Source organism: Streptomyces sp. CGMCC 4.7035, from assembly GCF_031583065.1.
GTDB classification, from domain to species: Bacteria; Actinomycetota; Actinomycetes; order Streptomycetales; family Streptomycetaceae; genus Streptomyces; species Streptomyces yaanensis.
Genome location: NZ_CP134053.1, coordinates 803091 through 815796, shown reverse-complemented (window position 1 = coordinate 815796; position 12706 = coordinate 803091). Strand labels below are relative to the sequence as shown.

At 68.6% G+C, this 12706-nt stretch carries 2 protein-coding genes (both only partly in view); both read right to left on the bottom strand.

Annotated features, from left to right (window positions below):
* Nucleotides 1–12484, bottom strand: the 5' portion of a protein-coding gene (locus tag Q2K21_RS03340) for a non-ribosomal peptide synthase/polyketide synthase (protein ID WP_310764177.1). Its footprint begins 6983 nt before the window's first position; the window shows 12484 of its 19467 coding nt (coding positions 1–12484); it begins with the start codon at nt 12482–12484; the stop codon falls past the left edge of the window.
* Nucleotides 12484–12706 carry the final stretch of a non-ribosomal peptide synthase/polyketide synthase gene (locus tag Q2K21_RS03335; RefSeq protein WP_310764175.1) on the bottom strand. The gene runs 35225 nt beyond the window's last position, so only the last 223 of its 35448 coding nucleotides appear in the window; its start codon lies beyond the right edge, outside the window; it ends in the stop codon at nt 12484–12486. Before Q2K21_RS03335 ends, Q2K21_RS03340 begins: the two co-directional genes overlap by 1 nt.

Genomic DNA, 12706 nt, shown 5'->3' with positions numbered 1-12706 from the left:
GCGAAGCGACATGCTCCCGCAGGACTGCCGGATCGGCTTCCGCTCCGGTTGCCGGGACGACGTAGGCGACCAGACGCTTGTCCCCGCCCACATCCTCCCGCGCGATCACGGCCGCCTGCGCGACCTGCGGGTGCTCGGCGATGACCGCCTGGATCTCGCCCGGCTCGATCCGATACCCACGGATCTTCACCTGCTCATCCGCACGCCCCAGATACACCAGATCACCATCGGCGTCCCACCGCACCACATCCCCGGTCCGGTACAAACGCCCACCACCACCGGCAGTGGTGTCGAACGGGTCGGCGACGAACCGCTCACCGGTCAGACCCGCACGCCCCACATACCCCCGCGCCAACTGCACACCAGCCAGATACAACTCACCCGCCACCCCCACCGGCACCGGAGCAAGCCGCTCATCCAGCACGAACACCCGCGTGTTGAACACCGGACGCCCGATCGGCACCACCGACGCCCCGTCAGCCACCACCCCATGACCGGTCACATCCACCGACGCCTCGGTCGGACCGTACAGATTGAACAACCCCACCGCCGAACCGAACACCCCGAAGAACCGGTCCCGCACCCCAGCACCCAACGCCTCACCCGAACACACCACCCGACGCAGCGACCCACACTCCCCCGCCCCCACCACACCCAGGAACGCCTCCAGCATCGAAGGCACAAAATGCACCGTGTCCACCCGCTCATCACGGATCAACCCCGCCACATACCCCGGATCCCGATGACCACCCGGCCGGGCCACCACCATCACCGCACCCTGCACCAACGGCCAGAACAACTCCCACACCGACACATCGAAACCGAACGGCGTCTTGTGCAACACCCGGTCCCCGACCCCAAGACCGAACCGCGCCTGCATCCACACCAACCGGTTCACAATCCCCGCATGCGAAACCACCACACCCTTCGGCAACCCCGTCGACCCCGACGTATAAATCACATACGCCGCATGCCCCGACACCACCGACACCCCAGGATCAGCATCGGACAACGACGACACCGCCGACACCACACCCGGCTCATCCAACGCCACCACCGGCACCGAACCGGCATCCACACCCGAGAGACCAGCACCGGTGACGACAGCGACCACGCCGGCATCGGCCAGCATGAACGACACCCGCTCGGCGGGCAGTTCCGGATCCACCGGCAGATACGCAGCCCCGGCCTTCAACACGGCCAGCAGCGCCACCACCATCTCCACGCCGCGTTCCATCATCACCGCGACGACCGACTCCGGACCCACACCCCGGCCCGACAGGTAACGGGCCAGACGGTTCGCACGCGCATCCAGCTCCCCGTAGGAGACGGACTCGCCCTCGAACACCACCGCCGGCGCATCCGGCGTCCGCGCCACCTGCCCCGCGAACAACCCCGGCAACGTCGCGGACGGCACCTCGACCGCCGTGTCGTTCCACTGACGCAGCACCTGGTCCAACTCCGCGGCGTCCAGTACGCCCACGGCCGACAGCGGCACCTGCACGCCGCCGTTCAGAGCGTTCTCCAGCGCGGACACCACACCGCCGACCGCGCTGTGCAGCATCCCGGCCACCGCCTGCGGATCGATCGGCCCGACCGCATCCACCACCAGACCGAACCGCTCACCGCCGCTGTCGTCGACCGACACCGTCAGCGGATAGTTCGTCCGCTCCTGGACGAACACGTCCCGGATGCCTTCGAACCCGCCGTCCCCGCCGGCACCCTGCGCCCCGCCGACGGCGTTGTGCCGGTAGTTGAACAGCGCAGCGAACAACGGCTCATCGGCCGGCACCCCGCTGACCCGCTGGGCCAGCGCCAGCGGCGCGTGCTCGTGCTCCAGCAGCCCGGCCAGCTGGCCACGCATCCCTGTGACCGCGTCCAGGGTGTTGAGTTCGGTGGTGCGCACCCGCACCGGGAGGGTGTTCATGAACAGGCCGGGTACCCGGTCGGAGCCGGCGCCGGCGTTCATCCGGCCGAACAGCACGGTGCCGAAGACGACGTCGTCACGGCCGGAGACCACCGCCAGCACCCGCGACCACGCCACATGCATCACCGTGGCCGGGCTTGCCCCCAGCCGACGGGACATCTCCCGCAAGCGCACCGCCAGCTCGGGATCCACGGGCAGGTTCGCCCGTACCACGCCCGAGCCGTCACCGCGTACGTCGCTGACACCGAACGGCGCGGTCGGCTCGTCCACCCCGGCCAGCAGCTCGCGGAAGAACTCCTCGTGCTCCCCTGTGTCGAGACCGGCACGGGCCTGGGCCACGAAGTCCCGGAACGGCAACGGCTCCACAAGCGTCTCGGCACGACCCGCCAGGATCGTCTGCACCTCGTCGTAGACCACGTCCATCGCGGTGTGGTCCTGCACCAGGTGATGCACCCGCACCAACCCCAGCCACCGGCCGCCGGAAGCTTCGGCGACGTGCAGATCCAGCAGCGGCGCCCGCCCCAGATCCATCGACAGCCCGACCGACGCCACCAACTCCGACACCGGATCCGCGGCATCGGCGGCAAGGGTCACCTCGGTGGCGGGCAGTGTCGCGGACCGCCACACCACCTGGACCGGCTCACGCAGCCCCTGCCACACCACCGAGGTGCGGAACACGTCATGCCGGTCGATCACCTGCTGCAACGCCGAGACGAACCCGTCCAGCCGGGAGCGGCCGTCGAACTCGAGCACGAGCGGTGTGACATAGGCGTCATCCCCGCCATCGGAAAGCAGGTGGTGGAAGAAGATGCCTTCCTGCAGCGGAGCCAACGGATAAATGTCCGCCACATTCGCCGCACCGCCCTCGACCGTACCGACCACGGCCTGGACCTCGGCCTCGGTCAGCTCGACCAGCGGCAGCATCTCCGGGATGATCACCTGCGCCCCGTCCGGGATCAGGTTCTCCGGCACCACCACCGACACCGCACCCGAGGTGGCCGCCAGACCCGCCGGCGTCGGCGAGACGAACAACGCCCGCACCGACACCGACACACCCCGCACCCGCAACCACTCCACCAAGCGGACCGCCAGCAGCGAGTGACCGCCCAGGGCGAAGAAGTCGTCCTCGACGCCGACGGACTCGAGCCCGAGGACCTCGGCGAAGCCCTGGCAGAGAATCTCCTCGCGCACATTCGCCGGGCCACGACCTGAGCCGGCGATGGCCGCGAAGTCGGGCGCGGGCAGGGCCCGCCGGTCCAGCTTCCCGTTCACCGTCAGCGGCAACGCGTCCAGCGCCAGCACCGCCGAGGGCACCATGTACTCCGGCAGCCTCGCCCCGGCGAACTCCCGCAGCACGACCGGATCCACTTCCGCCCCTGCCACAGGGACGACGTAGGCGACCAGCCGCTTGTCCCCAGCGCTGTCTTCCCTGGCGATGACCGCGGTCTGGGCGACCTGCGGATGCCCGGCGATCACCGCTTCGATCTCACCCGGCTCGATCCGGAAACCACGGACCTTGACCTGCTCATCGGCCCGGCCCAGATACACCAGATCACCGTCGGCATCCCAGCGCACCACATCCCCGGTGCGATACAACCGGCCGCCACCGGCATCGGTGGCATCGAACGGATCGGCGACGAACCGCTCCGCCGTCAGACCCGCACGCCCCACATACCCACGCGCCAGCTGCACACCCGCCAGATACAACTCACCAGCCACCCCCACCGGCACCGGACGCATCCGCTCATCCAGCACGAACACCCGCGTGTTCGCCACCGGACGCCCGATCGGCACCACACCCGACCCATCCGCCTCGACCCGGTACTCGGTCACGTCCACCGACGCCTCGGTCGGACCGTACAAGTTGAACAGGCCAGCTCCCTCACCGAACACGGAGAAGAACCGGTCCCGGACGCCGGCACCCAACGCCTCGCCCGAACACACCACCCGCCGCAACGAGCCGCACTCCCGAGCCTGCGGCGCCGCAAGGAACGCCTCCAGCATCGACGGCACGAAATGCACCGTGTCCACCCGCTGCTCACGGACCAGTTCCGCGACATACCCCGGATCCCGATGACCACCCGGACGGGCCACCACCATCACCGCACCCTGCAGCAACGGCCAGAACAACTCCCACACCGACACATCGAAACCGAACGGCGTCTTGTGCAGCACCCGATCCCCCACCGCCAGGCCGAACCGGTCCTGCATCCACCCCAACCGGTTCACAATCCCCGCATGCGAGACCACCACACCCTTCGGCACACCCGTCGAACCCGACGTATAGATCACATACGCCGCATGCCCCGGCACCACGCGGACGTCCAATGCCTCGGCAGACATCGACGACACCTCCGCAGCCACCCGCGGATCGTTCACGACCACCACCGGCACCGCACCCGCACCCGCACCCGCACCCGCACCCGCGCCCACCACAGCCGCGCAGGCGCCATCGGTGACCACACACACCGCACCCGCATCAGCCAGCATGAACGCGACCCGCTCCGCCGGCAGTTCCGGGTCGATGGGCAGATACGCGCCCCCGGCCTTCAACACCGCCAGCAATGCCACGACCATGTCCACGCCACGGTCCAGGCACACCGCCACGACCGACTCCGCACCCACACCCCGGCCGGCCAGCACTCGGGCCAGACGATTCGCCCGCGCATCCAACTCCGCGTACGAGACCGACTCACCCTCGAACACCACCGCCACCGCATCCGGCGTCCGCGCCACCTGCGCCGCGAACAACCCCGGCAACGTCCCCGCCGGAACCTCAGCCGCAGTGTCATTCCACTGGACCAGCACCCGGTCCAGCTCCGTGCCATCCAGCACATCCACCCCGGACACCGGCACGAACGGATCGGCGGCCACCGCCTCCAGCACCCGCACCAGACGCTCGGCGATCACCACCACACTGCCGGCCTCGAACAGATCCGCCGACCCGATCAAATCGCCACGAAGCCCGTCCGAAAGACCATCGGCGTCGAAGACCTCACCCAGGCTCAACTCCAGGTCGAACCTCGCCGCCGGCTGGCCCGCGGAAATCCCCTGCGTGCTCAAACCGGGCAGGTCCAGCTCCGCCTCGGCGTTGTTCTGCAGCGTGAGCATCACCTGGAACAACGGATGCCGCGACAGCGAGCGGGAAGGAGCCAGCTCCTCCACCAGACGCTCGAACGGCACGTCCTGGTGCTCGAACCCGGCCAGACCGGCCTGGCGCACCCGAGCCAGCACCTCGGTGAACGCCGGGTCCCCCGACAGATCCGTACGCATCACCAGCGTGTTGACGAAGAACCCGACCAGATCATCCAAGGCCTCGTCCGTGCGCCCGGCGACCGCCGCACCGATCGGAATGTCCTCACCGGCGCCCAGCTTCGACAGCAGCACCGCCAGCGCGGCCTGCACCACCATGAACACCGTCACACCCTGCTCACGCGCCACCGCAAGCAGCCGCGCGTGCACATCAGCCGACACCTGCAACGGCACGCTGTGCCCACGACGGCTCGCCACCGCCGGACGCTGCAGGTCCACCGGCAACGCCAGCTCCTCCGGCATCCCAGCCAACGCCGATCGCCAGAATGCGACCTGGCGTGAGATCACACTGTCCGGGTCGTCCTCGCTGCCCAGCAGCTCGCGCTGCCACAGCGCGTAGTCCGCGTACTGCACCGGCAACGGCTCCCACACCGGAGCCCGGCCCTCAAGGCGGGCCGCGTACGCGGCCGAGACGTCCCGTGCCAGCGGGTCGGACGACCAGCCGTCGGTGGCGATGTGGTGCACGACCACCACGAGGACGTGCTCATCCGGCCCGGCGGTGAACAGCCAGGCCCGCACCGGCACCTCGGATGCCAGATCGAAGACGTACTCCCTCGCCCGTGCAACCGCGTCCGGCAGCAGCTCCCCGGCCGCGAGCTCGACGAACTCGAGATCCCAGACCAGGTCGTCGACGGCGAGGATCTGCTGGAACGGCTGTCCGCCGGCGGTAGGGAAGACCGTGCGCAGCACCTCGTGCCGGCCGATCACATCCCGCAACGCCGCCGCGAGTGCCGCCTTGTCCAGGTCACCGGACAGGCGTATCGCCGTCGGAATGTTGTAGGTCGCGCTCGGGCCCTCCAGCTGGCCGATGAACCACAGGCGCTGCTGCGCGAACGACAGCGGCAACCGCTCGGAACGTGTCTGCGGCACCAGCGCGGCCCGCGCCACCCCGGCCCCCGGCAACCGCGCCGCCAGCCCGGCCACCGTCGGCGCCTCGAACAAGGCCCGCAACGGCAGCTCCACCCCGAGCATGGCCCGCACCCGGCTGACCAGGCGCACCGCCAGCAGCGAATGCCCGCCCAGCGCGAAGAAGTCGTCCTCCACACCGACCGACTCAAGCCCCAGGACCTCGGCGAACGCCTGGCACAACAACTCCTCGCGCACGTTCGCCGGACCACGACCAGCCCCGGTCAGCGAGGCGAAGTCCGGAGCAGGCAGAGCCCGACGGTCCAGCTTGCCGTTCGCCGACAACGGCAGCGCCTCCAGCACCACCACGGCCGAGGGCACCATGTACTCCGGCAGCCGCGACCCGGCGAACTCCCGCAACGAGGCCGGCAATGTGCCGACGACAGCGCCATCGCTGTCCGCCGGGACGATGTAAGCGACCAGGCGCTTGTCGCCGACCGTGTCCTCCCGCGCGATCACCGCGGCCCGGGCGACCTGCGGATGCGCGGCGAGCACCGTCTCGATCTCGCCCGGCTCGATCCGGAAACCACGGATCTTCACCTGCTCATCAGCCCGGCCCACGAACACCAGATCACCATCAGCGTTCCAGCGCACCACATCCCCGGTCCGGTACAACCGGCCACCCGCACCAGCAGTGTCGAACGGGTCGGCGACGAACCGCTCCGCCGTCAGCCCCGCCCGACCCACGTACCCGCGCGCCAGCTGTACGCCCGCGACATACAGCTCACCGGCCACGCCGACCGGCACCGGAGCAAGCCGCTCATCCAACACGAAGGCCCTCGTGTTGAGCACTGGGCGACCGATGAGGGGGGAGCCGGAGGTCAACCGAGCAACCGCCACGTCCACGGTGCACTCCGTAGGACCGTAGAAGTTGAAACACTCCACTGAGGCGCCTGTCAGACGGTTCCACAAGTCCTGTGACACCGCCTCGCCGCCTGCCACCACACGCCACAGGTGCGGCAACTCCAACAGCCCGTAGTCGACCAGAGCCATCAGATACGACGGAACGGCCTCAAGGAAGTTGATCTCGTGTTCGGACAGCCAGTCGACCATAGCCGCCGGATCGTTCCGGACCGTATCGCCGGCAACGTGCAGCTCATGGCCGAAGAACAGGCAGCACAGCTGGTCCAAGCTCGCGTCGAAGGACGCAGAAGTCGTGAAGGCGACCCGCAACACCTCTGGCACGTCATACATCGTCCGACCGTGTGACGACGCGAGGTTCGCGAGGCTGCGGTGCGCGACAGCGACACCCTTGGGACGCCCCGTGGTACCCGACGTGTAGATGACATAGGCCAGCTGATCAGGTGTCAGCAGCGGCGTCGGCCAGGTCTCGATACCGGAAAGATCAGGAATCTCATCCAGCACCATCACCGCACCCGAGTCCGCCACCATGAACTCGACTCGCTCCGTCGGCAACGCCACATCCACCGGCAGATACACCGCTCCGGCCTTCCACACCGCCAGCAGCGCCACAACCAGGTCAGCACCGCGGTCCAGGCACACCGCCACGACCGACTCCCGGCCGACACCCCGGTCGGCCAGGTACTGCGCCAGACGATTCGCCCGCACATCCAGCTCCGCGTACGACACCGACTCACCCTCGAACACCACCGCCACCGCGTCCGGGGCCCGCTCCACCTGCACCGCGAACAACTCCGGCAACGTGGACTCCGGCACCACCGCATCGGTGTCGTTCCACTCGACCAACACCCGACGCCGCTCATCAAGGGACAGCGCATCGAGCGCGGACAGGGGCACCTGTGCGCCGCCGTCCAGACCGTCCTCCAACGCCGAGACCACGCCGTCGACCATGGTGTGCAGCATCCCGGCCATCGCCTGAGGGTCGATCGGACCCACCGCGTCCACGACCAGGCCAAAGTCGTGACCGTCGTCGTCGACCGACACGGACAACGGATAGTTGGTCCGCTCCCGGGAGAACACCTGCCGGACACCCTCGAACCCGGCACCGTCGGACTCGTCCCGGCCCCCGCCTGCGTTGTGCCGGTAGTTGAACAGCGTGGTGAACAGCGGCTCGTCGGCCGGCACCGCACTGACCTGCTGGGCGAGCGCCAGCGGCGCGTGCTCGTGCTCCAGCAGCCCGGCCAATTGGGCCCGCATCGCGGTGACCGCTTCCAGAGTGGTGAGATCGCCGGTGCGGACGCGCACCGGCAGGGTGTTGATGAACAATCCGGGCACCCGGTCGGAGCCGGCGCCTGCGTTCATCCGGCCGAACAGCACCGTGCCGAACACCACATCATCACGGCCCGACACCACCGACAGCACCCGCGCCCACGCCACATGCAGCACCGTCGCCGCACTCGCGCCCAACCGCCGCGACACGTCCCGCAGCCGCACCGCCACACCGGCTTCCAGCGGCAGGCTTGCCCTTACCACGCCTGAGCCATCCCCGCGTACATCGCTGACCCCGAACGCCGCGGTCGGCTCATCCACCCCGGCCAATAGCTCCCGGAAGAACTCCTCATGCTCCCCGGTCTCCAGCCCGGCCCTGGCCTGGGCCACGAAGTCCCGGAACGGCAACGGCTCCGGCAGCTCCGCTGCCCGCCCGGCCAGAATCGTCTGGATCTCCTCCAGCACGACATCCATCGCAGTGTGGTCCTGCACCAGGTGATGCACCCGCACCAACCCCAGCCACCGGCCACCAGAAGTCTCGGTGACATGCAGATCCAGCAGCGGCGCCCGCCCCAGATCCATCGACAGCCCCACCACCGACACCAGATCCGCTGTCGGATCGGAGCTGTTCACAGGGAGGCCGACCTCGGCCACCGGCAGCGTCACGGACCGCCACACCACCTGCACCGGCTCGTGCAGTCCCTGCCACACCACCGAGGTGCGGAAGATGTCGTGCCGGTCGATCACCTGCTGCAACGCCCCGACGAACCCGTCCAGCCGGGAACGGTCGTCGAACTCGACCACCATGGGCAGTACATAGGCGTCCTGACCGCTGTCGGCCAGCAGATGATGGAACAGGATCCCTTCCTGCAGCGGGGCAAGCGGATAGACGTCCGCCACATTGCCCGCACCACCCTCGACACCGCTGAGCACAGCCTGAACCTCGGCCTCGGTCAGCTTCACCAACGGCAGCATGTCCGGGGTGATCCCCTGCGCGCCGTCCGGGATCAGGTTCTCCGGCACCACCACCGTGACCGGCCCGGAAGCAGCCGCCAACCCCGCAGGTGTCGGCGACAGGAACAGCGCCCGCACCGACACCGACACACCCCGCACCCGCAACCACTCCACCAGGCGCACCGCGAGCAGTGAGTGTCCGCCCAGGGCGAAGAAGTCGTCCTCGACGCCGACCGACTCCAGGCCCAGGACCTCAGCGAACGCCAAGCACAGCAGTTCCTCGCGGACGTTTGCGGGACCACGGCCGGTGCCGGTGAGTGAGGCGAAGTCGGGGGCGGGCAGGGCCTTGCGGTCCAGCTTCCCGTTGACCGTGAGCGGCAACGCCTCCAGCAGCACCACAGCCGACGGCACCATGTACTCCGGCAACCGCGACGCGGCGAACTCCCGCAACACGACCGGATCAGGCTCGGCCCCGGCCACGGGGACGACGTAGGCGACCAGGCGCTTGTCCCCGACCGCATCCTCCCGCACGATCACTTCGGCCTGCGCCACCTGCGGATGCCCGGCCAGCACCGCCTGGATCTCACCCGGCTCGATCCGGAACCCCCGGACCTTCACCTGCTCATCCGCCCGGCCCACGAACACCAGCTCACCATCAGCGTTCCAGCGCACCACATCCCCGGACCGATACAACCGGCCACCACCGGTGGTGTCGAACGGGTCGGCGACGAACCGCTCCGCGGTCAGACCCGCACGCCCCGCATACCCACGCGCCAACTGCCCACCCGCCACATACAACTCACCAGCCACACCCACCGGTACCGGAGCAAGCCGCTCATCGAGCACATACACCCGCAGACCAGGAATACCCCGACCGACCACACTGGCCGCCGACCCGGCATCCCCCACCCCAAGCTCACGGTAGGTGACATGCACGGTCGTCTCGGTGATCCCATACATGTTCACCAGCCGCGGCCCACCCTCCGGCCGCCGCGCCCACCACTCACCCAGCCGCGCAGGATCCAACGCCTCCCCACCGAACACCACCGCACGCAGCCGCTCACCCAACCCCGCCCGGCCCGCCTCAGCAGCGATCAGCTGATAAAACGCCGACGGCGTCTGACTCAACACCGTCACCCGCTCCCGCTCCAGCAACTCCCAGAACTCCTCCGGAGACCGGGACACCCCATGCGGAACCACCACCACACGCCCACCGTGCAGCAACGCCCCCCACAACTCCCACACCGAGAAATCGAACGCGAACGAATGGAACCAGCTCCACACATCGTCCGACCCGAACTCGAACAGCCCCCTCGCCGCAGCGAACAGACTCACCACATTGCGATGCGTCACCGCCACACCCTTGGGACGCCCCGTCGACCCGGACGTATAGATCGAATACGCAGGATGATCCAACAACAAAGGACCAGCACACTCCGCATCCGCCAGAGCGCTGCCATCCAGAGCGGCAACCGCCGCAACCACCTGCGGATCATCCAGCACAACCACCGGCGCATCCACCACAGGCACCGCCGCAACACAGGACGCCTCGGTGAACACCAACGCCGGACGCGCATCAGCCAGCACAAACCCGACCCGCTCAGCCGGATAAGCCGGATCCACGGGCAGATACGCCGCCCCCGCCTTCAACACACCCAGCAACGCCACCACCAGATCGGCGGAACGCTCCATCAACACCGCCACCACCGACTCCGGACCCACCCCACGCCCGGCCAACAACCTCGCCAACCGATTCGCACGCGCATCCAACTCCGCATACGTCAACCGCACATCACCATCCACCAACGCCACCGCATCCGGCGTCCGCGCCACCTGCCCGGCAAACAACTCCGGCAACGTGGACTCCGGCACCACCGCATCGGTGCCGTTCCACTCCACCAACACCCGACGCCGCTCTTCGGCACCCAGGACATCCACCCCGGAGACCCGCACGGACGGATCGGCGGCCACCGTCTCCAGCACCCGCACCAGACGCTCGGCGATCGCCACCACTGTCGCCGCATCGAACAGGTCCGCCGAACCCACCAGTTCACCGCGCAGCCCTGCCGGAACACCATCGGCGCCGAGTGCTTCCGACACCGCGACGTCCAGGTCGAACTTCGCCGGTTCCTCGTCCGAGGAGACCGACCGAGCACTCAACCCTGGCAGGTCCAGCTGCGCTTCGGCGTTGTTCTGCACGGTGAGCATCACCTGGAACAACGGATGACGCGACATCGACCGGGAAGGAGCCAGCTCCTCCACCAGACGCTCGAACGGCACGTCCTGATGCGCGAACGCCGCAAGGCTGGTCTTCCGCATCCGAGACAGGAGCTGCTCGAACGTCGGGTCACCCGACAGATCGGTGCGCATCACCAGCGTGTTGACGAAGAACCCGACCAGGTCGTCCAGCGCCTCGTCCGTGCGCCCGGCGACCGCCGCACCGATCGGGATGTCCGTGCCGGCGCCCAGCTTGGACAGCAGCACCGCGAGGGCGGCCTGCACCAGCATGAACACCGTCACGCCCTGCTCACGCGCCACCCTCACCAGCTGAGCGTGCACATCGGCCGGCACCCGCACAGGCGCCCGATGTCCCCGATGAGTGGCCACTGTCGGACGCTGTCGGTCCGTCGGCAACGCCAGCTCCTCCGGCGCCCCGGCCAAAGCCTCCCGCCAATAGGCGATCTGGCGGGAAACCACGCTGTCCGGGTCGTCCTCGCTGCCCAGCAGCTCACGCTGCCACAGCGTGTAGTCCGCGTACTGCACCGGCAACGGCTCCCACCGCGGCGCCCGGCCCTGGCACCGGGCGGTGTAAGCCGTTGCGACATCCCGCGCCAGTGGCCCCTTGGACCAGCCGTCGCTGGCGATGTGGTGCACCACCACCACCAAGACGCGCTCGTCCGCGCCGGCCGAGATCAACCACGCGCGGACCGGCACCTCGGACGCCAGGTCAAACAGGTACCCGGCTGCGTCGTCGATCGCCGACTGCAGGTCCTCGGGCGCAACCTCGACGGTGTAAAGGCTCCAGTCCAACTCCCCGAGAGGAAGGATCTTCTGGATCGGCTGCCCGTCGACCGTCGGGAACACCGTACGCAGCACCTCGTGCCGGCCGATCACATCCCGCAACGCCTCGCCCAACGCCGCGGAGTCCACCTCGCCGGACAATCCCAGCACCATCGGGATGTTGTAAGTCGCGCTGGGACCCTCCAACTGCCCAATGAGCCACAGGCGCTGCTGCGCGAAGGACAACGGGTACATCAGGACTCCTCGGAGTTACGCATCGGTCGCAGGGCCGGCCGAGTCGACTTACGGTTGTCTACGTGCTCTGCCAGACCGGCGACTGTCGGCGTGTCGAACAGGGTCCGGATATCGATCTCGGCTCCCAGGAGAGTGCGGATCCGGCTGATCAGCCGAACCGCGAGCAGGGAGTGCCCACCGAGGTCGAAGAAGTCGTCCTCGACCCCGACCGACTCCAGGCCG